The organism is Variovorax boronicumulans (genome assembly GCF_030812215.1).
Classification (GTDB): domain Bacteria; phylum Pseudomonadota; class Gammaproteobacteria; order Burkholderiales; family Burkholderiaceae_C; genus Variovorax; species Variovorax boronicumulans_C.
This window is the reverse complement of the sequence record NZ_JAUSSG010000008.1, coordinates 24,034-49,541: the sequence shown is the minus strand read 5'-3', so window position 1 is coordinate 49,541 and position 25,508 is coordinate 24,034. Positions and strand designations below refer to the sequence as shown.

The window sequence follows — 25,508 nt, the reverse complement described above, 5'->3', positions numbered from 1 at the left end:
CCCTCGCTATGGCAGCGATAGACATCGGTTCTATGCAATCCCGGCAATGGACGCAAAGGGCACGAGGTGAACGCAGCGCCTAGAGCCGGCAGAAGTCCCTTTCAGGTCTTCCCCGTACCCCTTGCGAACCCTCGTGCCCTGAGCGTCCCGTTGAGTCACCTCGCGAAACACCGCGGAACCGGCTTTGCCGGGCCGCAGGTGTTGCCCCCCAGCAGGGGGTTGGCGAAGCGACACGAAGTGCGCGCAGCCTGGGGGTGAGCCCAGATCAGTCAGCCTGACGGCGCAGGAATGCCGGAATCTCGAAGTCGTCCATGCCACCCGACGACAGCGCATCCACCTTCGCGGCAGCCATCGTGCGGTTGGTGCGCCACACGCTGGGGACCGCCATGCCGTCGTAGTTCGGCTGGCTGCCACCGCTGGTGTGGCCGACGCCGCCCATGGTGGGCACGTTGAACGGAATGTTGTCGGTGCCGGTGCGAATGACTTCCAGCGTCGGCGCCTGGCGGCGTGCGTCCGCGCGCGAGAGGCCCGTGGCCACCACGGTCACGCGCATCTCGTCGCCCAGGGCTTCGTCGTAGGCGGCGCCGTAGATCACATGCGCGTCCGGCGAGGCGTAGGCGCGGATGGTGTTCATCGCGAGCTTCGACTCGTTCAGCTTCAGCGAACCCTTCGATGCCGTCACCAGCACCAGCACGCCCTTGGCGCCCGAGAGGTCGATGCCTTCGAGCAGCGGGCAGGCCACGGCCTGCTCGGCGGCGATGCGCGCACGGTCCGGACCGGCTGCCGCTGCGGTGCCCATCATGGCCTTGCCCGGCTCGCCCATCACGGTGCGCACGTCTTCGAAGTCGACGTTCACACCGCCATACTCGTTGATGATTTCCGAGATGCCGCCCACGGCGTTCTTGAGCACGTCGTTGGCGTGCGCGAAGGCTTCGTCCTGGGTGATGTCTTCACCGAGCACATCGAGCAGCTTCTCGTTGAGCACAACGATCAGCGAATCGACATTGGCTTCGAGCTCGGCCAGGCCGTCGTCCGCATTCTTCATGCGGCGGCCGCCTTCCCAGTCGAAGGGCTTGGTCACCACGCCCACGGTGAGGATGCCCATTTCCTTGGCCACGCGCGCGATCACCGGCGCCGCACCGGTGCCCGTGCCGCCGCCCATGCCGGCGGTGATGAACAGCATGTGTGCGCCGTCGATCGCCGCGCGGATCTCGTCCACCGCGGCCTCGGCGGCTTCACGGCCCTTGTCGGGCTTGCTGCCGGCACCCAGGCCGCTGGTGCCCAGCTGGATGATCTTGTTCGCGTTGCTGCGGGTGAGCGCCTGCGCGTCGGTGTTCGCGCACACGAACTGCACGCCCTGCACACCACGCTCCATCATGTGGGCGACCGCATTGCCGCCACCGCCGCCGACACCGATCACCTTGATCTGCGTGCCTTGATTGAATTCTTCGACTTCGATCATTTCGATGGTCATTTCTAACTCCTTGAATATTGCAGTTGCCGTTATGTATCTATGAATAATTTTTTTGCTGTGACGTGTTCAACGAGAGCGCCGTCACGATGGTGGACCTGTTCGTCGCCATCGCTCGTTGAAATGCAAAGGCGGACTGCCGCGTGCGAGCCAGAGTGGGGAGTGGTTCATGGTCAGAAGTTCCCCACGATGAAGTCCTTGAAACGTCCGAACGCAGTCTTTACCGACCCGTTCTTCTGCGCGACCTTGAAGCCGCGCATGCGTGCGAAGCGCGCCTCTTCGAGCAGGCCCATGACAGTAGCCGCACGGGGCTGCGCCACCATGTCGGACAACGCGCTCGAATACTTCGGAATGCCTCGGCGCACGGGCTTCAGGAAGATGTCTTCCCCCAGCTCGACCATGCCGGGCATCACCGCGCTGCCGCCGGTGAGCACCACGCCCGAAGAGAGCACCTCTTCGTAGCCCGATTCGCGCACCACCTGCTGCACGAGCGAGAAGATCTCCTCGATGCGCGGCTCGATCACACCGGCCAGCGCCTGCTTGCTCAGCATGCGCGGGCCGCGGTCGCCCAGGCCCGGCACTTCGACCTGCTGGTCGGGATCGGCCAGCAGTTGCTTGGCATAGCCGCTCTCGACCTTGATGTCTTCCGCGTCCTTGGTGGGCGTGCGGAGAGCCATCGCGATGTCGCTGGTGATGAGGTCGCCCGCGATCGGAATCACCGCCGTGTGGCGGATCGCACCGTTGGTGAAGATCGCCACGTCGGTCGTTCCCGCGCCGATGTCCACCAGCACCACGCCGAGTTCGCGCTCGTCTTCGGTCAGCACCGCCTGGCTCGAAGCCAACGGGTTCAGCATCAGCTGGTCGACCTCCAGGCCGCAGCGGCGCACGCACTTGATGATGTTCTCGGCCGCGCTCTGCGCACCGGTCACGATGTGCACCTTGGCTTCGAGCCGCATGCCGCTCATGCCGATCGGCTCCTTCACGTCCTGGCCGTCGATCACGAACTCCTGCGGCTCCACCAGCAGCAAACGCTGGTCGCTCGAGATGTTGATCGCGCGCGCGGTCTCGACCACGCGGGCCACGTCTGCCGGCGTCACTTCCTTGTCCTTCACCGCCACCATGCCGCTCGAGTTGATGCCGCGGATGTGGCTGCCGGTGATGCCGGTGTAGACGCGGCTGATCTTGCAGTCGGCCATCAGCTCGGCCTCTTTCAGCGCCTGCTGGATGCTCTGCACCGTGGCGTCGATGTTCACCACCACGCCGCGCTTCAAGCCATTGCTCGGCGCGATGCCGAGCCCTGCGAGCTTGAGCTCGCCGCCGGGCAGCACCTCGGCCACGACCACCATCACCTTGGCGGTGCCGATGTCCAGGCCTACGACCAGGTCTTTGTATTCTTTGGGCATTGAAATATGTCCTCGATATTCGCTACTTGATTCTTCTTGGGGCCTCGGGCGAGACCGTGGTGACGCCGCGCAGCCGCAATGCATACGCGTCGTTGTGGCGCAGATCGGCGCCTTCGACGTCGGCCACCGTGCGGTGGTACTGGCCCGCGACCTGGGTCACGGTCTTCAGGAAACGCTGCAGCCTGGCCGACACCTCTTCGCTCTGCCCACGTCCCAGCTCGATCTGCGCACCGCTGTCCAGCACCACCTTCCAGCTGCCTCGGCTGGACAGCGTGAGCTCGTCGATGCCGAAGTCGTAGGGCTCGAACTGCGGCGCCAGCACGCGGTACATGCCGAGCACCTGCCCGGCCTGCTCGATCGGGCCGTCCAGGCGCGGCAGGTTCTCGTCCACCTCGGCCACGTTGGCCTCGAACACGTCGCCGAAACCGTTGATGAGCTTCGATCCCGCCTCGTCGCCCCAGCTGGCGACCGGCACCTGCTCGGTCAGCGTCACGCGCAGCTTGTTCGGGAACTCGCGCCGCACCACCGCGCTGCGCACCCATGGCACCGCTTCGAAGGCGGTGCGCGCACGCGCGAGGTCGATGGTGAAGAAGTTGCCCGAGAGCTGCGGCGCCACGTTGGCGCGCAACGTGACCGCGTTGTTGTGCGTCACTTCGCCGTCCACCTTGATCCCCGCGAGCGGGAAGAAAGGCTGGCGCAGCACCCACCACGCGCCCGCGGCCAGCAGCATGAGCGCCACCGCCACGAACGCGAGGTTCGCCACGATGTTCATGAGCTTGACGTCGAAGGGCACGGGGATGCTGTCGGCCATGGCTATTGCGCTCCTCCCTTGGCATCCAGCGAAGCGGAGGCCAGCACGCGCAGGCACAGCTCCTCGTAGGGAATGCCCGCCGCGCGCGCCGACATCGGCACCAGCGAATGGCTGGTCATGCCGGGCGAGGTGTTCATCTCGAGCAGGAAGGGCTTGCGGTCGCTGGCGCGGATCATCACGTCGGCGCGGCCCCAGCCGCGGCAGCCGAGCGTGTGGTACGCGGCCAGCGTGATGCGCTGGATCTCGTGCTCCTCGGCCGCGGGCAAGCCGCTCGGGCACTTGTACTGCACGACGTCGGTGAAATACTTGTTCTGGTAGTCGTAGGCGCCTTCGGGTGCGGCGATGCGAACCACCGGCAACGCGCGCGCGTCCAGGCCCTGGCCGAGCACGGCGCAGGTCACTTCCTCGCCTTCGATGAACTCCTCGCAGAGCACGTCGGCGTCGTACTTCGCCGAGAGCGCGACCGCATCCTGCATCTGCGAGTAGCCCTCGACCTTGGTCACGCCGATGGACGAACCTTCGCGCGGCGGCTTCACGATCAACGGCAGGCCCAGCACGTCGGGCACCACCATGATCTGCTCGCGGCTTTGCTGGTCGAAGGCCAGGCGCACGTACTTGGGCGTCGGCAGACCGTCGGCCTGCCAGATGCGCTTGGTCATGACCTTGTCCATCGCCACGCTCGAGGCCATGACGCCCGAGCCGGTGTAGGGAATGCCCAGCAGTTCGAGCGCACCTTGCACCGTGCCGTCCTCGCCATGGCGGCCATGCAATGCGACGAAGCAGCGCGCGAAGCCTTCGCGCTTGAGCTCGACCAGTTCACGCTCGGACGGATCGAAGGCATGCGCATCGACGCCGCGCGAGCGCAGCGCTTCGAGCACGCCGTTGCCCGACATCAGCGAGACCTCGCGTTCCGCGGAGCTGCCGCCGAACAGCACGGCGACCTTGCCGAAAAGTTTTGGATCCTGAAGGCTCACGACGCCCTCCCCTTGCGCGAGCCGCGCTCCGAAGTTGTTGACGATGGCGCGGCGGCCACGCCGCCGAGTTCGACCACCTTGCCGGGCACCGCGCCGATGGAACCGGCACCCATGGAAAGCACGACATCGCCCGGGCGGGCGTTGTCCAGGACGGCCTGCGGCATGTCCGCGATGTCGTCGACGAACACCGGCTCCACCTTGCCGGCCACGCGCAGCGCGCGCGCCAGCGTGCGGCCGTCGGCTGCCACGATGGGCGCCTCGCCCGCGGCGTAGACCTCGCCGAGCAGCACCGAATCGGCCGTGCCGATGACCTTCACGAAATCCTCGAAGCAGTCGCGCGTGCGGGTGTAGCGATGCGGCTGGAAAGCCAGCACCAGCCGGCGTCCCGGGAACGCGCCGCGTGCGGCCGCGATCGTGGCCGCCATCTCGACCGGGTGATGGCCGTAGTCGTCGATCACGGTGAAGCTGCCTGCGCCGCCCGGCACGCGCACCTCGCCGTAGCTCTGGAAGCGGCGGCCCACCCCCTTGAAGCCGGCGAGGCCTCGCTGCACCGCTTCGTCGGGAATGCCCAGCTCCACGGCCACGGCGATCACCGACAGCGCATTGCGCACGTTGTGTTCGCCCGGCAGGTTCAGCACGATGGGCAGGTCGGGCAGCGTCACGCCGTTGCGGCGCTGCGCGGTGAAATGCATCTGGCCGCCGACGGCGCGCACGTCGATCGCCCGCACCTGGGCGTCCTCGCCGAAGCCGTAGCTGGTGACCGGGCAGGTGACATGGGCCACGATCTCGCGCACCGCCGGATCGTCGGTGCAGAGAATCGCCACCCCGTAGAACGGCATGCGGTGCAGGAAGTCGACGAAGGCCTTCTTGAGCTTCGCGAAGTCGTGCCCGTAGGTCTCCATGTGGTCGGCGTCGATGTTCGTGACCACCGCCATCACGGGCAGCAGGTTCAGGAACGAGGCGTCCGATTCGTCGGCCTCCACCACGATGTAGTCGCCGCTGCCCAGTTGCGCATTCGCGCCGGCGCTGTTCAGGCGCCCGCCGATCACGAAGGTCGGGTCGAGCCCGGCCGCCTCGAGCACGCTCGCCACGAGGCTGGTGGTGGTGGTCTTGCCGTGCGTGCCCGCGATCGCGATGCCTTGCTTGAGGCGCATCAGCTCGGCCAGCATCAGCGCGCGCGGCACGACCGGAATGCGCTTCTCGCGCGCGGCCAGCACCTCGGGGTTGTCCGACTGCACCGCGGTGGAGGTGACGACCGCGTCCGCGCCGTCGATGTGCGCAGCCGCATGGCCCACGAAGGTGCCGATGCCCAGGCCCGCGAGCCGGCGCAGCGTGGCGCTGTCGGACAGATCGGAGCCGGTGATCTTGTAGCCCAGGTTGAGCAGCACCTCTGCGATGCCGCTCATGCCCGAGCCGCCGACGCCGACAAAGTGAATATGGCGGATCGCATGCTTCATACGCGGTCTCCATTCATCGGCGATGCGAATCGCATTGCGAGCGCAGCGAGGCCCGTTCGTGAGACACCGCGGAACCGGCTTTGCCGGGCCGCTGGTGTCGCCCCCGGCGAGGGGGTTGGCGAAGCGACACGAAGTGCGCGAAGCCTGGGGGAGTGCGTCATCTTGCAAGCTCCTCGCAGGCGCGGACGACGGCCTCGACGGCTTCGGTCTTCTGCATGGTCTTGGCCTTGGCGGCCTTCTCGATCAGCGCGGTGCGCTCGGTTTTCTGTAGCAAATCAGCCAGCAATTCAGGAGTGAGGTCGGCCTGCTGCACCAGCCAGCCGCCGCCCGCGTCCACGAGGAAGCGCGCGTTGGTGGTCTGGTGGTCGTCGACCGCCGAGGGGAAAGGCACGAACAGCGCTGCTGCGCCGACGGCCGCGATTTCTGTGACGGTGCTGGCACCGGCGCGCGCGACGATGATGTCCGCGTCCGCGTAGGCCTGCGCCGTGTCTTCGATGAACGGCGTGAGCTCGCCTTCGACGCCCGCCGCCGTGTAGTTGGCGCGCAGTTCGTCTATCTGCTTGGTGCCGCTCTGGTGCAGCACCTGCGGGCGCGTGGCCGGCTCGATGCGGGCCAGCGCCTGCGGCACCACGGTGTTGAGCCCACGTGCGCCCAGGCTGCCGCCCACCACGAGCAGCTTGAGCGGCCCGGTGCGTCCTTCGAAGCGCGAGGCCGGGTCGGGCTGCGAAGTGAACGCCGCGCGCAGCGGATTGCCGACCCACTGCGCCTTCTTCAGCACATTCGGGAAAGCGGTGAACACGCGATCGGCCACGCCCGCCAGCACCTTGTTGGCGAGACCCGCGACCGAGTTCTGTTCGTGCAGCACCAGCGGCTTGTTGAGCAGCACGCCCATCATTCCGCCCGGAAAAGTGATGTAGCCGCCCAGACCCACCAGCACATCGGGTTTGACACGGCGCACCACGCGAAAGCTCTGCCAGAAGGCGCGCAGCAGCTTCAGCGGCAGCAGGAACAACGTGAGCGGACCCTTGCCGCGCACGCCGCCGAACTGCACCGGCTCGAATGCGAAGCCGCGCGGCGGCACGAGCTTTTCTTCCATGCTGCCGGGCGCGCCCAGCCAGTGCACGCGCCAGCCGCGTTCACGCAATGCCTCGGCCACGGCAAGCCCCGGGAAGATATGGCCGCCGGTGCCGCCGGCCATGACGAGTGCGGTGCGCGTCATACGCGGCCTCCCCGCATGAGAACCCGATTCTCGTAATCGATGCGCAGCACAATGGCCAACGCAATCATGTTCATCAGGATCGCCGAGCCGCCGAAGCTCATCAGCGGCAAGGTCAGGCCCTTGGTTGGCAGCGCACCGAGGTTCACACCCATGTTGATGAAGGCCTGGAACCCGATCCACACGCCGACGCCCTGGGCCACGAGGCCCGAGAACACGCGGTCCAGCGCGATGGCCTGGCGGCCGATGTGCATGACGCGGCGGGTCAGCCAGAGGAAGAGACCGATGATCAGCAGCACGCCGACCAGACCGAACTCCTCGCCGATCACGGCGAGCAGGAAGTCGGTGTGCGCTTCGGGCAGCCAGTGCAGCTTCTCGACGCTGCCGCCCAGGCCGACGCCGAAGATCTCGCCGCGCCCGATGGCGATCAGCGAGTGCGACAGCTGGTAGCCCTTGCCGAGCGCATGCTCCTCGCTCCACGGATCGAGGTACGCAAAGATCCGCTCGCGGCGCCACGGGCTGCTCGCCACGATGGTGCCGAAGGCCACCACCACCAGCGCGGCGATCACGAAGAACATGCGCGCGTTCACGCCGCCCAGGAAGAGGATGCCCATGGCGATCACCGCGATCACCATGAACGCGCCCATGTCCGGCTCGGCCATCACCAGCATGCCGACCACCACCACCGCGATGCCCATCGGCAGCACGGCGCGGAAGAAGCGCTCCTTGATCTCCATCTTGCGCACCATGTAGCTGGCGGCGTAGAGCACCATCGCGAGCTTGGCGAGCTCCGAGGGCTGGAAGCGCATGAAACCCATCGGCAGCCAGCGGCGCGCGCCGTTCACGTTGATGCCGATGTGCGGAATGAGCACCGCCACCAGGAGCAGCAGCGAGGCCACGAAGAGCCAGGGCGCGGCGCGCTCCCAGGTCTTCATCGGGATCTGGAAGGCCAGCAGCGCCGCGATGAACGCGAAAGCCACCGAGGCGGCGTGCCGCGTCAGGAAGAACGAGGCGCCGTAGCCGGCACGCGCGAAGCGCGGGTTGTCGGGCAGCGCGATGGAAGCCGAATACACCATCACCAGGCCCCAGGTCAGGAGCGCCACGGTGACCCACACCAGCGCCTGGTCGAAGCCCAGCACGCGCATCGGCGTCGCCTTGGTCTGCGCGATGCCGGCGCCGCCCAGCCGCACCGGCAGGTGCACGGGCAGCGAATCGATGCCGCTGCGGGCGCGCCTGAACCAGCCACCGAAGCGGCTGGTGCGGGTGTTCGGCGTGGCGCCGGCAGCAGCGGAGTTCACAGCGTTTCCTCCGGGGACGAACCGTCGGTCGACATGCCGCGCGGGTTGTCTGCGAGCGCCTGGACGACCTCGCGGAACACTTCCGCACGATGTTCGTAGTCGTTGAACATGTCGAAGCTCGCACAGGCCGGTGACAGCAGCACGGCATCGCCGGGATTGGCGCGCGCGGCGGCAAGCTTCACGGCCTCGTCCATCGAGGCGGCATGCATCAGCGAGACGCCGGTGTTCGCCAGCGCGGCCTCGATCAGCGGCGCGTCGCGGCCGATCAGCACGACGGCGCGCGCATGCTGGGCCACGGGCGCGGCGAGCGGCTCGAAGTCCTGTCCCTTGCCCTCGCCGCCGAGGATGACGACCACGCGGCGGTCTTCGCCCAGGCCGTTCAGCGCCGCGACCGTCGCGCCGACGTTGGTGCCCTTGCTGTCGTCGAAGTACTCCACGTCGTCGATCAGCGCGATCGGCTCCACTCGGTGCGGCTCGCCGCGGTATTCGCGCAGGCCGTAGAGCATCGGGCCGAGCGGGCAGTCGGCGGCGGTGGCGAGCGCGAGCGCGGCCAGCGCGTTCATGGCGTTGTGGCGGCCGCGGATGCGCAGCGCGTCGGCGGGCATGAGGCGCTGGAAGAAGATTTCTTCTTCGACCACCGCGCCGCGCTTGCGCTTCTGCGTTTCGTCGGCTTCCAGCGCGCGCACCAGCCAGGCGATGCCGTTGATGCGCTCGATGCCGTAGTCGCCCGGGCGCAGCGGCATCGCGCTGCCGAAGGTGACGTGCGTGCGGATCTGCGGACGCTGCAGCTTCACCTTCACGGGCGGCGGCAGCATGGCCATCACGCCGGCATCGTCGCGGTTGAGGATCATGAGGCCCTTCGCGCCGAAGATGCGCGCCTTGGCCGCCGCGTAGGCGGGCATGTCGCCATGCCAGTCCAGGTGGTCCTGCGTGAGATTGAGCACGGTGGCGGCGGTCGGCTCGAAGCCCTGCACGCCGTCGAGCTGGAAGCTGGAGAGTTCGAGCACCCACACGTCGGGCAGCGTCTCGGCATCGATGTGCGCGGCCAGGGTGTCGAGCAGCGTCGGGCCGATGTTGCCGGCCACGGCCACGGACTTGCCCGCGCGCTCGACCAGTTGGCCGGTGAGCGCGGTGACGGTGGTCTTGCCGTTGGTGCCGGTAACCGCGAGCACCGCGGGGGTGTAGCCCTTGGGCGCCGGAGGTTCCTCGATCGGCACCAGCGGCAGTTGGGCCGTCGGCTCTTCTTCCACCGCGGCGGAGGCCGGGTTGGTGGCGGAGAGTTCGGCGATCTTGGCAACGAACTCGGCCGCTTCCCTGGCGGCCGTGGGGACGTAGGGCTTGCCGGTGGCGGGGAGCCTGGAGCCGGTGGCCGGTGCGGCTGGCGGCGCTGGCGCCGTCGGATCGGATGCAGCCTCGGTGGTCTCTGCGACCGGCGCGGCATCGTCCGCAGGCGGCGTGACCGGCACGCTCAGCGAGGGATCGCGCGGCATGGCCTCGGCCATCGCGGAGGTCGCGGGGGTTGCGGGTTCGGGTGCTGCCTCGGGTGCTTCCGTGCTTTCGGTGGCAGCAACGGGCTCGCCAGTTTGCGGAGGCACTTCCGCCGTCTCGGCGGCTTCGGGTACTTCGGTTGCCTCAACAGGCGCGGCCGCTTCGGCCGCGACCGGTTCGGCTGCTGCAGGCACGTCTTCCGCTTCCGGTGCGGCCGGCACTTCGGCGGGCGCGGCTTCTGCCGACTCGACGGTCAGCGTCAGTTCGGCTTGCGCCGCTTCAGGCACCACGGGCTCCGCGGGCACTTCGGCAACCGGTTCGGCCACGGCTTCCGGCTCGGCCTGGGCAACCTCCGTCTCCGGCACTTCGACCGTCCGCAGGTCCAGCAACGCGCGCGCGAAAAGGTCCAGTTCGCCACCGACCGTGAGGCCCACGGCCCGTGCCGCATCGACGACCGGTGCGATGGTCTCGGGCGACAGCCCGGGCGAGCGGTACACCGCACGGATCGGCGTGCCCTCGATCAGCGCGGCCGAGAACGGCCCGCCGATGAAGGTCACCTCGGGCAACTCCGCCTGCAGCGTCGCGAGCGCGGCGGGCGCCTCGCGCGTGTCCGCCACGGTCACGACCGCACCGTGGCGCGCGCACCAGCGCGCCATCGCCAGCCCGGACGCACCGAGGCCGAGGATGAGGACGGGGAGGTCTTTCAGATGGCGCATCGGTTCTTTCTCACCGCAGCTTCAACGTCGAAAGACCCACGAGGCACAACAGCATCGTGATGATCCAGAAGCGCACCACGACCTGCGTCTCGCGCCAGCCGCTCTTCTCGAAGTGGTGGTGCAGCGGCGCCATCTTGAGCACGCGCCGGCCTTCGCCGTAGCGCTTCTTCGTGTACTTGAAGTACATGACCTGCGCCATCACCGAGATCGCCTCGACCACGAAGATGCCGCCCATGATGAAGAACACGATCTCCTGGCGCACGATGACTGCGATGGTGCCCAGCGCGCCGCCGAGCGCGAGTGCGCCCACGTCGCCCATGAACACTTGTGCCGGGTGCGTGTTGAACCAGAGGAACGCGAGGCCCGCACCGGCCATGGCCGAGCAGAACACCAAGAGCTCGCCCGAGCCCGGGATGTTGGGGAACAGCAGGTACTTGGAATACACCGCGCTGCCCGTGACGTAGGCGAACACGCCCAGCGCCGAGCCCACCATCACCACCGGCATGATCGCGAGGCCGTCCAGGCCGTCGGTGAGGTTCACCGCATTGCTCGCGCCGACGATCACCAGGTACGTGAGGATCACGAAGCCGATGCCGCCCAGCGGATAGCTCACTTCCTTGAAGAACGGAACCAGCAAGTTGATCTTGGGCGGAAAGTCGAGATCGAACCCCGACTGCACCCACGCGAAGAACAACTGCAGCACGCGCCAGTTGGAGCTTTCGGAAATGCTGAAGAGCAGGTAGAAGCCCGCGAGCAGGCCGACCACCGACTGCCAGAAATACTTCTCGCGCGAGCGCATGCCTTCCGGGTCCTTGCGGACCACCTTGCGCCAGTCGTCGACCCAGCCGATGGCGCCGAAGCCCATCGTCACCCACAGCACGATCCACACGAAGCGGTTCGAAATGTCGAACCACAGGAGCGTCGCGAAGGCGATGGCGAACAGCACCAGCACGCCGCCCATGGTGGGCGTACCGCTCTTGGTCAGGTGCGTTTCCATGCCGTAGCCGCGCACCGGCTGGCCAATCTTGAGTGCGGCGAGGCGGCGGATCACGTACGGGCCGGCCACCAGGCCGACCACCAGCGCGGTCACCGCGGCCATCAGCGCGCGGAAGGTGAGGTACTGGAAAACGCGCAAGAACCCGAACTCGGGCGAGAGCGTTTGCAGCCATTGGGCCAGGCTCAGCAGCATGATGTGTCGCGCGGCTCATGCGTCATGACCGGCCTCCTTTTGTTGTTTTGGGATGTGACTGGGCGAGATCGCCGATGGCCTGCACCACGCGTTCCATCTTCATGAAGCGCGAGCCCTTGACGAGCACGCTGCCGACCAGCGGCAGGCGGGCGAGCACGGCGGCATGCAGCGCTTCGTAATCAGGAAAATGACGGCCGTTGTCCGCGTCTTCGAAGGCCGCGACGGTGTGCGCGGTCTCGGTGCCGAGCGTGTACACGGCCTCGATGCCGCGCTGCTTCGCCCAGGCGCCGACCTCGGCGTGGAACTCGGGCGCGCGGTCGCCCACCTCGCCCATGTCGCCGAGCACCAAAAGGCGCGGACCGGGCAGGTCCGCGAGCACGTCGATGGCGGCGATCACCGAATCGGGGTTGGCGTTGTAGCTGTCGTCGACCAGCGTGAGCGTGTGCTTGTTGGACAGCACGACCTCGCTGGCCTTGGAGCGGCCCTTGACCGGCTCGAACGCCGACAGGCCCTCGGCAATGCGCTCGATCGGCACGCCCGCGGCGAGCGCGCAAGCGGTGGCGGCCAGCGCGTTGCCCACGTTGTGGCGGCCGGCGATGTGCAGTTGCGCATCGAAGGCGCCCAGCGGCGTGCGGATGCGCACGGCCCAGGCGCCCTGCTTCCATTCGGCGCGCTCGAGCGAGATGTCCGCGCCTTCGTCTTCGCCGAAAGTCATGCAGCGGCGCGAGCCGCCGTCGTGCGCCATGTCGGTCCAGAGCGAGGTGAAGGTGTCGCCGTACGGGAAGACGGCCGTGCCGTCGTCGGGCAGCACCGCGAACACGGCGGCGTTCTCGATGGCGACCGCCTCGACGGTGGCCATGAATTCCTGGTGCTCGCGCTGGGCGTTGTTGACCAGCGCGATGGTCGGACGCGAAATGGCGGCCAGCCGCGCGATCTCGCCCGGGTGGTTCATGCCCAGTTCGAGCACCGCGTGCTGGTGGCGCGCCCGCAGGCGCAGCAGCGTGAGCGGCACGCCGATCTCGTTGTTGAAGTTACCGGCCGTGGCCAGCGCGCGGTCGGCGCGGAAGGCGACGAGGATCGCCGCGATCATCTGCGTGACCGTCGTCTTGCCGTTGCTGCCGGTGACTGCGATCAGCGGCAGCTCGAACTGCGCACGCCAGCCCGCGCCGAGCGCACCGAGCGCCGCCAGCGAGTCGGGCACTTCGAGGCCGGCAAGGCCCGCGGCTTCGAGGCCGTGGTGGGCGATGGCGGCGACGGCGCCGTGCTCCTTGGCCTGGGCCAGGAAATCGTTGGCATCGAAGCGCTCGCCCTTGAGCGCGACGAAGAGGTCGCCCTGCGCCAGCGTGCGGGTGTCGGTGTGCACGCGCCCGATGACCGTCGCCGGGTCGCCTACGAGGCGCGAGCCGGGAATCCATTGCTGCGCCTGGGCGAGCGTCAGGTCGAGTGGCGTCATGTCGCTCATTCGGAGACCTCCGCGCTTCGCGCTGCGGTATTCGTCTTGGGAACGGCCCGGCGACTCATGCCACACCTCGCTGGTTCAGCGCATCCAGCGCATGGGTCTTGTCGGAGAACGGAATGCGCTGGCCTGCGATCTCCTGCCAGGCCTCGTGGCCCTTGCCGGCGATCAGCACCACGTCCTGCGGCGCGGCCTGCGCGATCGCGTCAGCGATGGCTGCCGCGCGGTCGGGCTGCACCTGGGCAGCGTCGGAGCGCGAGAAGCCGCGCAGCACCTGGCTGATGATCGCGTCGGGCTTTTCGCTGCGCGGGTTGTCGCTGGTCACGATGACGTGGTCGGCCTGGCGCTCTGCGACGGCGGCCATCATCGGACGCTTGATCGGATCGCGGTCGCCGCCGCAGCCGAACAGGCACCAGAGCGCGCCGCCGCGCTGCTGCGCCAGCGGGCGCAGGCCGGCGAGCGCCTTGTCGAGCGCGTCGGGCGTGTGGGCGTAGTCGACCACGGCGAGCGGCGCATCGGCCGCAACGCTCACCCGCTCCATGCGGCCGGGCACGCTCGTGAGGTTGGCGCAGGCAGCAACGGCCTGCGACAACGTAAGGCCCAGTGCGCGCAGCGTGCCGAGCACGCCGAGCAGGTTGGCCACGTTGTACTGGCCGATGAGGCCGGTGGAGAGCCGCTCGACCGATGCAGTGCCGTGCTCGGCCACCGAGAACTGCAGGCCCTGCGCGTCGTAGCCGATGTCGCGCGCCACGAGGCGCGCCGGCTTGCCGCCGGCCGACACCGTCCAGACATCGAGCGCGCCGATGCCGGCGTCCACGAGGTTGGCGCACAGGCTCGCGCCGTGCATGTCGTCGATGTTGATCACCGCGGCGCGCAGGCCCGGCCAGCGGAAGAGCTCTGCCTTGGCTTCCCAGTAGGCATCCATGCTGCCGTGGTAGTCGAGGTGGTCCTGCGTGAAATTGGTGAACACCGCGACCGCGATCTGCGCGCCATCGAGCCGGCGTTCGGCGATGCCGATCGACGAGGCCTCGATGGCGCAGGCGCCGAAGCCGCGCTCGACCAGCGCGCGCAACTCGCCCTGCATCATCACGGGGTCGGGCGTGGTGAGGCCGGTGTAGGTGAGATCGGGCGGCACGCCGATGCCCAGCGTGCCCATCACGGCACAAGGCGACGGTGCGTCGCGCTCCATGGTGCCATCGGGCCGCATCGCGCGAACGCCGCCGGCCGCGCGCAGCGTGGAGAGCGATTCGGCCAGCCACCACGCGGTGGAGGTCTTGCCGTTGGTGCCGGTCACGGCCAGCACGTCGAGCAGCGCCGAGGGGTTATCGTGAAAGGCCGAGGCGATCGGGCCGGTGGCGGCCTTCAGGCCCGGGTAGGCCGCGATGCGGTCGCTGTGTTCACCTTGATCGAAGCCGAAGGCATCGACGCCCTCGTACTCGACCAGGCAGGCCGCGGCGCCCTGCGCCAGCGCGGCCGCCACGTGCTTGCGTCCGTCGGTCGCGGCGCCGGGCCAGGCGATGAAGCCGTCGCCCGCGCCCACCGGACGGCTGTCGGCGTGCAGCGCACCCCGCACGCGCTCCTTGAGCCAGAGCGCGGCCAGTTGGGGGGATGTGAGTGTCAGCATGCTCAGAAGCTCTCGTCGACGCCCTGCGTCATCACAAGGGGTTTGACCGCCAGATCGGGCGCAACGTTCATCATGCGCAAGGTCTGCTGCACGACTTCGCTGAACACGGGCGCCGCGGCGAGGCCGCCGAAGTACTGGCCGTCGGTGGGCTCGTCGATCATCACCGCGACGATGATGCGCGGCTTCTCGATGGGCGCCATGCCGGTGAACCAGGCGCGGTACTTGTTGCTCGCGTAGCCCTTGCCGACCTGCTTGTGGGCCGTGCCCGACTTGCCGCCGACCGAGTAGCCGACCGTCTGCGCACGCGTGCCGGTGCCGCCGGGGCCGGCTGCCATCTGCAGCATCTTGCGAACGGCCAGCGCGTTGGACGGCGAGAACACCCGCACGCCGACCGGTGGCTCGGAGTTCTTCAGGATGGTGACCGGAATGATCGAGCCGTCGTGCGCGAACGAGGTGTACGAATGCGCCATCTGGAACAGCGACGCCGACAGGCCGTAGCCGTAGGCCATGGTGGCCTGCTCGACCGGCTTCCAGGTCTTCCACGGACGCAGCCGCCCGGTGACCGCGCCGGGGAACTGGATCTGCGGCTTCTGGCCGTAGCCGAGCGCGGTGTAGGTGTCCCACATCTCGTGCGGAGTCATCTTCTGCGCGATCTTGAGCGCGCCCACGTTGCTCGACTTCTGGATCACGCCCTCGACCGTCAGCGTGCCGTAGTTGTGGGTGTCGCTGATGGTGAAGCCGCCGATCTGGTAGCGACCGGGGCCGGTTTCGATCAGCGTCGATGGCTTCACGCGACCGGCTTCCAGCGCCATGCCGACGGTGATGGGCTTCATCGTCGAGCCGGGCTCGAAGGTGTCGGTGAGCGCGCGGTTGCGCAGCTGCTCGCCGGTGAGGTTCTGGCGCTTGTCGGGCACGTAGCTCGGGTAGTTGGCCAGCGCCAGCACCTCGCCGGTGATGGAGTCGAGCACCACCACGCTGCCGGCCTTGGCCTTGCGCGCGGTCACCGCGTCGCGCAGCTTCTGGTAGGCGAAGAACTGCACCTTGCTGTCGACGCTCAGCTGGATGTCCTGGCCGTCCAGCGGCGGCACGATGTCGCCCACGCCCTCGACCACGCGGCCCAGGCGGTCCTTGATGACGCGGCGGGAGCCCGCCTTGCCGGCCAGCTCCTTGTTGAAGGCAAGCTCGATGCCTTCCTGGCCGCTGTCTTCGACGTTGGTGAAGCCCACCACGTGCGCCGCGGCCTCGCCCTCGGGGTACTGGCGCTTGTATTCCTTGCGCTGGTAGATGCCCTTGAGGTTCATCGCGGCGATCTGCTTGGCGATGGGCTCGTCGACCTGGCGCTTGATCCAGACGAAGGTCTTGTCCTCGTCCTGCAGCTTCTTGTCGAAGTCCTTCTGCGGCATCTCGAGCAGCTTGGCCACCTGCTTGAGCTTGGCGCGCACCTCGGGGTCGTCGCGCTCGATGTCTTCGGGAATGGCCCAGATGCTGGGCGCCACGACGCTGGAGGCGAGGATGAGCCCGTTGCGGTCGAGGATGCGGCCGCGGTTGGCCGGCAGCTCGAGCGTGCGCGCAAAGCGCACCTCGCCCTGCCGCTGAAAGAAGCTGTTGTTGAAGACCTGCACGTACGCGGCGCGCCCGGCCAACCCGAGAAAGCCGAAAGCGATGCCCGCGACGATGAACTTGCTGCGCCACACCGGCGTCTTGCTCGCGAGCAAGGGGCTGGTGGTGTAGCGAACGCTGCGATCGCGGCGGCTCATCGCGCAGCCCCTCTGGCGGTGGTGGCGGCCGGCTTCGGCGGCGTGACCGGCGGCAGCGGCGCAACGGCCGGAATCACCGAGCCGTCCGGGCGCACGTACTGCGTGATGGCCGGCGTGGTGGTGCGCATCTGAAGCTGCTCCTTGGCGAGCTTCTCGACGCGCAGCGGCGTGGCCTGGGCGCGCTTCTCGACCTGCAGGCGGTCGTGGTCGGTCTCCAGGCGGCGGGCTTCCTGCTGCACGCGGTCGAGCTCGGTGTAGAGCTGGCGCGAGCGGTACTGCGTATGGACGAGATAGAGCGACGTCGCGATGACGGCCATCAGCAGGAGCAGGTTCAGGCGGGCCATGACTAGAGAACCTCCCCCAGGCTGCGCCACTGCGTGGCTCCGCCAACCCCCTCGCAAGCGAGGGGGCGAGCGCCTTCGGGCGGCCGAGCGGCGCTCATTGAGCCTCCGTTCGTTCGGCCACGCGCAAGATGGCGCTGCGCGAACGCGGGTTGCCGCGCACCTCGGCTTCGGACGGCTTGATGCGCTCGAGCGCGTTGAGCTTCATCACCTTGGGCGCAGCGAAAGGCGCTCGACGGTCGTAGACCTCCTTCGAGTGCTTGGCGATGAACTGCTTGACGATGCGGTCTTCCAGCGAATGGAAGCTGATCACCGCGAGCCGGCCTCCGGGCTGCAACACGGACAGGCTCGCCTCTAGCGCCTGTTGCAGCTCTTCAAGCTCGGCGTTGATGAAAATCCGAAAAGCCTGAAATGTGCGCGTTGCAGGGTTCTGGCCCTGCTCGCGGGTTTTGACCGTGCCAGCCACGAGCTCGGCCAGTTCGGTGGTGGTTGAAATTGCGCCCCGTTCTTGTCGGCGAGCAACAATCGCCTTTGCAATCTGAACAGCAAACCGTTCTTCGCCATAGTCACGGATCACCTCTGCAATCTGCTGAAGTTCGGCCGTTGCCAGCCATTCGGCCACGCTCTCGCCGCGCGTGGTGTCCATGCGCATGTCGAGCGGGCCGTCGAATCGAAAACTGAAGCCGCGCACCGGGTTGTCGATTTGCGGCGAACTCACGCCCAGGTCCATCAGCACGCCCGCCACGCTGGCATCGGGCAATTCGCCCAGCGAACGGAATCCCTGGTGCCGGATGGAAAAACGCGCATCCGAGATGCGCGCTGCTTCGGCCACTGCTTCCGCATCCTTGTCGAATGCGATCAGCCTGCCTTCCGGTGCCAGCCTCGCGAGGATCGCCCGCGCGTGCCCTCCCCGGCCGAAGGTTGCATCGACATAGGTGCCGGTTGCCGCCGTGCTGCCGGAAAGAAGGGCTTCCACCGCTTCGTTCAGCAAGACGGTCGTATGGGTCCATGGGGTGTTCACGTGGGTCCTCAGAACGCGAAGTCCTGAAACACATCCGGCATCTCGCCCTGGGTGGCCTCGGCCTCCTTGGCCTCGTAAGTGGCCTTGTCCCAGAGTTCGAAGTGGTTGCCCATGCCCAGGAGCAGCGTGTCGCGCACGATGCCCGTGGCGGCGCGCAGCTCGGGCGAGACCAGGATGCGGCCGGTGCCGTCCATCTCGACATCCATCGCATTACCGAGGAAGACGCGCTTCCACCACTGCGCCGACATCGGCAGCGCGGCGATGCGCTCGCGGAATTTTTCCCATTCGGGACGGGGGAACACCATGAGGCATCCGTGCGGATGCTTGGTGATCGTGAGCTGGCCGCCTGCCGTCGCGCTCAGGACGTCACGGTGCCGGGTCGGCACGGAGAGCCGCCCCTTGGCATCCAGACTGAGCGATGAAGCGCCTTGAAACACGACCACAAACCCCTGTGTTGGGAGATGCTGCAATGCCCGAAAGAGGCACTATCCGCACTTTTTCCCACTTAACTGCACTTTTTTGCACTGTAGCAGGAAACACTTGGGGCGCAACTGGCCGTTGGTGGTATTTTTTGTAATGGAATCAACGACTTAGCGCCGATTCCAAAACCTCGGAATCGGCGAATTTCGTTGAAAATGAAGTACTTAGCTCACGCAGTGAAAGTAATGCGTGAAGCATTCCCCCGTTACAGGGGGAAGGAGAAGCGGCTTCAGAGGATGAAGCGCGAAAGGTCTTCGTCGTGACTTAGTGCCGCAAGGCGCTCGTCGACGTAAGCGGCATCGATGCGGATCGTCTGACCTTCGATGCGGGCCGCGTCGAAGCTTACCTCATCGAGCAGGCGCTCCATCACGGTCGACAAACGGCGTGCGCCGATGTTCTCGGTGCGCTCGTTCACCTCGAAGGCGATGCTTGCCAGGCGGGTCACGCCGTCGGGCTGGAAATCGAGCGTCACTCCCTCGGTCGCGAGCAGCGCCTGGTACTGCTTCACGAGCGACGCGCGGGTCTGCGTGAGGATGCTCTCGAAGTCCGACACCGAGAGCGACTGCAGCTCCACGCGGATCGGAAAACGCCCCTGCAGCTCGGGAATCAGGTCGCTCGGCTTGCTCAGGTGGAACGCGCCGCTCGCGATGAACAGCATGTGGTCGGTGCGCACCACGCCGTACTTGGTGGTCACGGCCGTGCCCTCGACCAGCGGCAGCAGGTCACGCTGCACGCCCTGGCGCGACACGTCGGAGCCCTGCGCTTCGCTGCGCGTCGCAACCTTGTCGATCTCGTCGATGAAGACGATGCCGTTCTGCTCGGCGTTGGTGATCGCCTGCGCGCGGATCTCGTCCTCGTTGACCAGCTTGGCGGCCTCCTCGTCGATCAGGAGGCGCAGCGCCTCGGCGATCTTGAGCTTGCGCGTCTTGCGCTTGCCGCCGCCCATCTGGCCGAACATGCCGCGCAGTTGCTCGGTCATTTCTTCCATGCCGGCGGGGCCCATGATCTCGAGCGGCGTGCGGGTCTCGGCGAGGTCGAGTTCGATTTCCTTGTCGTCGAGCTGGTGCTCCCGCAGCTTCTTGCGGAAGGCCTGGCGCGTGGGGTTGGGGCCATCGATCGCCGCGGTCGTGCCGTCGGCGCCGCGCGCCGGGGGCAGCAGCACGTCGAGGATGCGGTCTTCGGCGGCGTCTTCCGCACGCGCGCGCACCTTGGCGCTTTCGGATTCGCGGGTCTGCTTGACGGCGATCTCGGCGAGATCGCGAATGATCGAATCGACGTCCTTGCCGACATAGCCCACCTCGGTGAACTTGGTCGCCTCGACCTTGATGAACGGTGCGTCCGCCAGGCGTGCGAGGCGGCGGGCGATCTCGGTCTTGCCCACGCCCGTGGGGCCGATCATGAGGATGTTCTTGGGGGTGATCTCGCTGCGCAGTTTCTCGTCGACCTGCTGGCGGCGCCAGCGGTTGCGCAGGGCGATGGCCACCGCGCGCTTGGCGGCCGGCTGCCCGACGATGTGGTTGTCGAGCTCGGAGACGATTTCCTGGGGGGTCATGGACATGGTCAGAGCGCTTCCACCGTGTGGTTCATGTTCGTGTAAATGCAGATTTCTCCGGCGATCGCCAGCGATTTGCGCACGATCTGCTCGGCTGTGAGGTCGGTGTTGTCGATCAGCGCCTTGGCGGCCGACTGGGCATACGCACCGCCCGAGCCGATGGCGATCACGCCGTCTTCGGGCTCCAGCACGTCGCCGTTGCCGGTGATGATGAGCGAGGTGGTGGCATCCGCCACGGCCAGCATGGCCTCGAGCTTGCGCAGCACGCGGTCGGTGCGCCAGTCCTTGGTGAGCTCGACCGCCGCGCGAGTGAGGTGCCCCTGGTGCTTTTCGAGCTTGGCCTCGAAGCGCTCGAAGAGCGTGAAGGCGTCGGCGGTGGCGCCGGCAAAGCCGGCCAGCACCTTGCCGTGATAGAGGCGCCGCACTTTGCGCGCGGTGCCCTTGATGACGATATTGCCGAGAGTGACCTGCCCGTCCCCGCCAATGGCGACCTGGTCGCCTTGGGGGGTCTTGCGGCGCACGCTCACGATGGTGGTGCCGTGAAACTGTTCCATCGCAGCCATCTGGGGATGGCCGAGGGCAATGCAACCCCGAAACAGGATGGTTTCAGTTCTTTCGAACGGCTACGGTGGCGTGGTCGGCAATGCCCACGAGCCCGAAAAGCGCGGCGATCAGCCGGTGCGCGTCAACGAACTGCACCCGCTCCCCATTGGCGTCGCGCGCCCGCACCCAGCTCAGCAGGGTGCCGGCGGCGGCAAGGTCCATGCGCAGCAGCGCCGCACACGAAATGACGGGCGCCGTGGTGTGGCGCAGGTCGGTGTCCAGCCGCTGCCAGGACGACAGCGATTCCCCCCGCAGATCGCCCGCCAGCGCGGCAAAGCCGGTGTCGTGCGTTGGAAAGCTCTCCGATTCGGCACTCGACAGCAGCGACCACACCGAGCTGCTGCGGCTTGGCGGCGGCGGCGCGGCGAGCGCGGTGCATTCGCCGATCGGGTCCTGCCAGGACGGCGGCGACACCTCGTAGGTAATGCAGTAGTTGAGCGCCACCAGTTCGAAATCGTCGGGCAGGTGCATCACCCGCAGCGCAGCCAGGTGCAGTTGCCACCAGACGTCGTCGGTGCCACGTTCGTTGTTGGGCGCCGCCTCGGCCAGCACCGCCAACAGTTGCGCGGTGCCGATGAAGCGCAGCTTGACCGGCGAATCGGCCCAATGCGTCAGCAGCACGCGCAGCGGCGCGGCCGCTTCGGGCTCGATGGCGGTCAGGGAGCGCCAATCGAGCGTCCAGACCGAGCCGGCCTGCGACAGCGCGCGCGTGAGGCTCATCAGCCCTTCGCGGGCCAGGCGCGCGGGGCTGCTCCAGTCGGCCTGGGCACCACCGCCCTCGCCGTCCTGCTCTGCAGCCTCTTCGCTGGCGGTCACCGCCTTCACGCTGCGGGCCAGCTCTTCGAGCGATACCCAATCGGGGCCCATGCGCTTCATGCGCTGCGCGTAGCGCATGCGGGCGGCCGCGAACTTGGCGGCGTCGCCGGTGGCGCGGTACAGGTCGAACAGGGTGCGCCAGCGGCTGTCGTCGCGCTCGGCCGCGGCGTCGTTCTCGCCGTCGGCCACCGGGGCGCTCTCGGAGGCCAGCGCCTGCAGCAGGATCGCCTCGGCGCCGGCGTCGTCGCCATGCGCAAAGCGGATCACCGCTTCTTCGAGCGCACCATCGTGCGCAAGCCGGGAAGACAAGAGCGGCGGCGCGCCGCCCTCGGCAGCCGCACCCGCAACCTCGACGGGCGCCACGGCCGCCACGGCGCGGTGCACCGGAGGCGGCTGGAGCAGGTCGTCGACATGCACCGGCGGCAGCGTCTCGGCGCCGGCATCGGGCGGCGGGTTGACCAGCGTCTCGCCGTTCGGGCCGCGGCCCTTCCACCACTGCTGCGACATCTGCTCTTCGATCTCGTCGATTTTCTTGAGCGTGAGCGCGCGGCCCTCGGACTTTTCCGAAGAGCTGTTGATGTTGAACGACGACGGCGTGACCGTCGCATCGAATGCATGGGCGGCCGCCTCGCGCTGGCGAAGCTTGCGCAGCATGTCGAACTCGCGCCGGCGCACAAAGTCGTTGCGCTGGCGCCGCTCGATCATCTCCTTGAGCATCTCCCGGCTGTAGGTCTGCTCGGGGAGCGAGGAGTCCGATGTCGTGGAGGAAGGCGCATCCAGCTCCGACCAATCCTTGAGCGGATTGCGGACAAACTTGGCCACCTTCGAGAAAAGGCGGCCCGATTCTTCCTTTGGCATTCGGTGAAGACTATCGAACGGGCTGGGTCTTATCTACCGCGAACCTGTTCAATCCCCGAACATTTTCTGCTTGAGTTCGCGGCGCTGTTGCGCCTCGAGCGACAGCGTGGCGGTCGGGCGGGCCAAGAGGCGGCCGACGCCGATGGGCTCGCCGGTCTCGTCGCAGTAGCCGTAGTCGCCGGCGTCGATGCGCTGGATCGACTGCTCGATCTTCTTGAGCAGCTTGCGTTCGCGGTCACGGGTGCGCAGTTCGAGGGCGTGTTCTTCCTCGATGGTGGCGCGGTCGGCCGGATCGGGCACGACCACCGTGTCTTCACGCAGGTGCTCGGTGGTCTCGCCGGCGTTTTCCAGGATGCCGCGCTTGAGTTCCTCGAGCTTCAGGCGGAAGAACGCCATCTGCTTTTCGTTCATGTACTCGGTGTCGGGCATCGCGATGACTTCGGCATCGGTCAGCTCGGCGGGCGACTTGGTCTTCCAGTTGTTCGCGAGCTTGGGGTCTTTCTTGACGGCCAGCGGCGGCGGCGGCACCAGCGCGGTGGACGGCGCCTGCGAGAAGCTGGACTTGGCGGCGGTCGACGCCACGGACTGCGGCATCGAAGGAACGGTCAGTTGCGACAGCCGGGACACGCGGCCCCCACGCGCGGCGGGTGCGGGCGTGGCGGTTTGAGCGGGCATCGAGGGTGTCGCCGGGGCGGAAGAGGAGGCGGCAGCCGTTTTTTTCATGGGGATCGGGGGAGCAGAAGGAACGGCAGCAGGGCGGCCGACGGGTTTGGATGACGATGGACCCGTGCCTGCGGTCTTGGTTGCTGTTGCAGGCTTGGCGGGCTTGACGGACTTCTTTGTCGCAGCGGTGGCGGCCTTGACCGGTGGTGCTGCGGGCTTTTTGGACGCGCTTTTCTCCTTCGTTGCAGGCGCTTTCGCGGTGGCGGAAACCTTTTTCGCCGCGGGTACAGCCTTCGCAGCCGGCGCCTTCTTTGCGGCGGGCTTGGATGCTGGCGTGGCCTTGGCGGCGGGTTTCTTCACGGTGACTGGCTCCTTGGACGAACTGGAACGCGCTTTCACTGGGTGTCTCCTCCCATGGGAACCACTCGCGGCTTTCGTGCCGCGCGGGCTCCACGTTGTCGGGGTGCTCGCGAGTTGCGAACCCCGGGGTTATACCCCCGAAAGCCCTGCAGAAACGTGCGGCGCCCCGTGCCGGAAGTCACATCTTGTCCAACAGGACTGGGCGTGGCTCCCGGAACAGGCGCGCGATTGTATAGAGAACTCGAAACCGCTGGCGATGTGTCTGCATGCCGGTCGCCTCCGGTAGCATCGGCCGGCGTTGCCGGAGGGGGCGACGCGAGGCTCGCCGTGCCCCCGGGCGATGCGGGCCCATCCAATCATTCGATAAAAGAAAGCAAGTCTTGAGCAAGAAAGCAGTTCTGGGAGCCGTGGCCGCGGCCATCGTCGTCGCCTACGGAGGAAGCACCTGGTGGACCGGTTCGAAGGTCCGCTCGATCTACGACACCGCACTCGACGAGATGCCCAGGCAGACCGCGCTGTTGCGCGTGACCGAGCGCAAGTACGAGCGCGGCTTCTTCGGCGCCGTCAGCACCGTGACGCTGGAAATCGGCTGCGCGGCCGATGCCTCCACGGCCCCGGCCGTGGCGCAGGCGCCCGCCGCCAAGCCCGCGGAAGGCGAGGAGCCGCAGGAGGAAGAAGAAGACGGCGACGAAGCGGACGCCAAGCCGCCCAAGCCCCTGCGCATCACCATCCGCGACACCATCCACCACGGCCCGATCGCCGGCGGCAAGTTCGCGGCGGCCACCATCGACAGCGAGCTGGTGCTCGACATCAAGGGCCAGGCCGAGGCCGAAAAGCTGTTCGGCAAGGCCAAGCCGCTGACGGCATTCACCAAGGTCGGTTTCGACGGCAGCTACGCCATCGACATGGCGGTCGCGCCCGTCAAGCTGGCCGAAGAAGGCAAGGGCGAGTTCGCATGGCAGGGCGCGCAGGCCCACATCGAAGTGAACGCCGCGCGCACCAAGGCGCGCTACGACCTGACGATGCCCGGCCTGGACTTCAACGATGCGCCCAAGGGCCTGCAAATGAAGATGGGCAAGCTCACCGCCAAGGCCGACATGGACAACAGCGCGGGCTGGATCCTGGCCACCGGCAAGAGCGAAGGCCGCCTCGAGTCCTTCGAGTTCTCCGCCACCAAGGGCCTCGGGGGCAGTGCCGATGCCGACGAGCCGGCCGGCACGCGCAAGCCCGTGAAGGTGCTGCTGCAGAACGTCGACCTGACCGGCGAAGCCACCATCAAGGACGGCCTCTACGCCTCCGACGCCACCCTCAAGGGCCAGGGCAAGATCGGCGAGACGAGCATCGACAAGTTCGAGATGTCCAGCGGTGGCCGCCGCATTCACGCCGCCGGCTACAAGAAGCTGGCCGACGCGTACCTGCAATCCAGCGCGGCTGCCGGCTGCGGCAAGAGCAGCAAGGCCACGCAGGCCGCGATGAAGGCGCTGGCCGACCAGCTCGCCCCCGATCTGAAGGCCATGGCCAAGTACAGCCCCGAATTCGGGCTGGACAAGATGGTGGTCGAGATCGGCGGCAAGCGCGGCGAAGTCAGCTACACGGCCGGCATGGTCGGCGTGACCGACGAAGACCTGCAGGCCCCGGGCATGGCGCTGCTGCTCAAGCGCGGCGTGCTCAAGGCCAACGCGCGGCTGCCGGTGCAATGGCTCGAGCAGATCGCCGCCACCGGCGCCGAGAGCGGCCAGACGCCGCCGCCCGAAATGGTGGCGGGACTGGTCGAGCAAGGCGAGGAAAAGGGCTTCGTCAAGCGCGATGGCGAGCACGTCACCGGGCAGGTCGAATTCAGCGACGGCAGCCTGAAGGTCAACGGCAAGCCGCTGAGCGAACTGGGCAAGTAAGCAGCTTCGACGCCATTGAAAAAGGCGCTGTCCCTTCCGGGGCAGCGCCTTTTTCCTTGGGT

Annotated in this window: 20 protein-coding genes; 1 reads left to right on the top strand and 19 read right to left on the bottom strand. The window is 67.5% G+C overall.

What is annotated here, in order from left to right; genetic code table 11:
• Positions 1-265 precede the first annotated feature (265 nt).
• The 19 genes from ftsZ to dksA form a co-directional block, all read right to left on the bottom strand.
• Complete coding sequence (gene ftsZ / locus J2W23_RS20920) at positions 266-1,474, bottom strand: cell division protein FtsZ (RefSeq protein WP_013539447.1); 1,209 nt, start codon at positions 1,472-1,474, stop codon at positions 266-268.
• 170 nt (positions 1,475-1,644) lie between these two features.
• A complete protein-coding gene (gene ftsA / locus J2W23_RS20915; protein ID WP_013539446.1) occupies positions 1,645-2,874 on the bottom strand; it encodes a cell division protein FtsA in 1,230 nt (409 codons plus the stop codon).
• A gap of 22 nt (positions 2,875-2,896) precedes the next feature.
• Positions 2,897-3,685: a cell division protein FtsQ/DivIB gene (locus J2W23_RS20910; RefSeq protein ID WP_176660172.1), complete on the bottom strand. Its 789-nt coding sequence runs from the start codon at positions 3,683-3,685 to the stop codon at positions 2,897-2,899.
• A 2-nt stretch (positions 3,686-3,687) separates the two neighbouring features.
• On the bottom strand, positions 3,688-4,659 hold the full coding sequence (locus J2W23_RS20905; protein WP_176660171.1) for a D-alanine--D-alanine ligase: 972 nt from the start codon (positions 4,657-4,659) through the stop codon (positions 3,688-3,690).
• Entirely contained in the window at positions 4,656-6,116 is a 1,461-nt protein-coding gene (murC, locus tag J2W23_RS20900; RefSeq protein ID WP_176660170.1) for a UDP-N-acetylmuramate--L-alanine ligase, read from the bottom strand. The genes J2W23_RS20905 and murC overlap by 4 nt, the downstream gene beginning before the upstream one ends.
• A 157-nt stretch (positions 6,117-6,273) precedes the next feature.
• The gene (gene murG / locus J2W23_RS20895) at positions 6,274-7,335 is read right to left on the bottom strand and encodes an undecaprenyldiphospho-muramoylpentapeptide beta-N-acetylglucosaminyltransferase (protein ID WP_307650100.1); all 1,062 of its coding nucleotides are present in this window, start codon (positions 7,333-7,335) and stop codon (positions 6,274-6,276) included.
• Positions 7,332-8,630 carry a putative lipid II flippase FtsW gene (gene ftsW / locus J2W23_RS20890; protein ID WP_176660168.1) on the bottom strand — a complete coding sequence of 433 codons (1,299 nt, stop codon included), beginning with the start codon at positions 8,628-8,630 and terminating at the stop codon, positions 7,332-7,334. The genes murG and ftsW overlap by 4 nt, the downstream gene beginning before the upstream one ends.
• Entirely contained in the window at positions 8,627-10,834 is a 2,208-nt protein-coding gene (gene murD / locus J2W23_RS20885) for a UDP-N-acetylmuramoyl-L-alanine--D-glutamate ligase (protein WP_307650099.1), read from the bottom strand. Before murD ends, ftsW begins: the two co-directional genes overlap by 4 nt.
• 10 nt (positions 10,835-10,844) lie before the next feature.
• Positions 10,845-12,023, bottom strand: a complete 1,179-nt coding sequence (mraY, locus tag J2W23_RS20880; RefSeq protein WP_176660166.1) for a phospho-N-acetylmuramoyl-pentapeptide-transferase — start codon at positions 12,021-12,023, stop codon at positions 10,845-10,847.
• A 22-nt stretch (positions 12,024-12,045) separates the two neighbouring features.
• On the bottom strand, positions 12,046-13,485 hold the full coding sequence (locus J2W23_RS20875) for a UDP-N-acetylmuramoyl-tripeptide--D-alanyl-D-alanine ligase (RefSeq protein ID WP_307650098.1): 1,440 nt from the start codon (positions 13,483-13,485) through the stop codon (positions 12,046-12,048).
• A 55-nt stretch (positions 13,486-13,540) separates the two neighbouring features.
• Positions 13,541-15,103: a UDP-N-acetylmuramoyl-L-alanyl-D-glutamate--2,6-diaminopimelate ligase gene (locus J2W23_RS20870; RefSeq protein ID WP_307650097.1), complete on the bottom strand. Its 1,563-nt coding sequence runs from the start codon at positions 15,101-15,103 to the stop codon at positions 13,541-13,543.
• Positions 15,104-15,105: 2 nt separating this feature from the next.
• Positions 15,106-16,860 carry a peptidoglycan D,D-transpeptidase FtsI family protein gene (locus J2W23_RS20865; RefSeq protein ID WP_176660163.1) on the bottom strand — a complete coding sequence of 585 codons (1,755 nt, stop codon included), beginning with the start codon at positions 16,858-16,860 and terminating at the stop codon, positions 15,106-15,108.
• Complete coding sequence (gene ftsL, locus J2W23_RS20860) at positions 16,857-17,204, bottom strand: cell division protein FtsL (protein ID WP_093441368.1); 348 nt, start codon at positions 17,202-17,204, stop codon at positions 16,857-16,859. Before ftsL ends, J2W23_RS20865 begins: the two co-directional genes overlap by 4 nt.
• 94 nt (positions 17,205-17,298) lie before the next feature.
• Positions 17,299-18,222 (bottom strand): 16S rRNA (cytosine(1402)-N(4))-methyltransferase RsmH, encoded by a 924-nt coding sequence (gene rsmH, locus J2W23_RS20855; protein ID WP_307650096.1) that lies wholly within the window; start codon positions 18,220-18,222, stop codon positions 17,299-17,301.
• A gap of 8 nt (positions 18,223-18,230) precedes the next feature.
• Positions 18,231-18,659: a division/cell wall cluster transcriptional repressor MraZ gene (mraZ, locus tag J2W23_RS20850; protein WP_012746060.1), complete on the bottom strand. Its 429-nt coding sequence runs from the start codon at positions 18,657-18,659 to the stop codon at positions 18,231-18,233.
• Positions 18,660-18,931: 272 nt separating this feature from the next.
• The gene (gene hslU, locus J2W23_RS20845; protein ID WP_176660160.1) at positions 18,932-20,260 is read right to left on the bottom strand and encodes an ATP-dependent protease ATPase subunit HslU; all 1,329 of its coding nucleotides are present in this window, start codon (positions 20,258-20,260) and stop codon (positions 18,932-18,934) included.
• A 2-nt stretch (positions 20,261-20,262) separates the two neighbouring features.
• A complete protein-coding gene (gene hslV, locus J2W23_RS20840) occupies positions 20,263-20,808 on the bottom strand; it encodes an ATP-dependent protease subunit HslV (RefSeq protein WP_026283873.1) in 546 nt (181 codons plus the stop codon).
• A 52-nt stretch (positions 20,809-20,860) separates the two neighbouring features.
• Entirely contained in the window at positions 20,861-22,531 is a 1,671-nt protein-coding gene (locus J2W23_RS20835; protein ID WP_307650095.1) for an STAS domain-containing protein, read from the bottom strand.
• A 48-nt stretch (positions 22,532-22,579) separates the two neighbouring features.
• Positions 22,580-23,554, bottom strand: a complete 975-nt coding sequence (gene dksA, locus J2W23_RS20830; RefSeq protein ID WP_307650328.1) for an RNA polymerase-binding protein DksA — start codon at positions 23,552-23,554, stop codon at positions 22,580-22,582.
• A 380-nt stretch (positions 23,555-23,934) separates the two neighbouring features.
• Between dksA and J2W23_RS20825 the strand changes: the two genes are divergently transcribed.
• Positions 23,935-25,446, top strand: a complete 1,512-nt coding sequence (locus J2W23_RS20825) for a YdgA family protein (protein WP_307650094.1) — start codon at positions 23,935-23,937, stop codon at positions 25,444-25,446.
• Positions 25,447-25,508 lie beyond the last annotated feature (62 nt).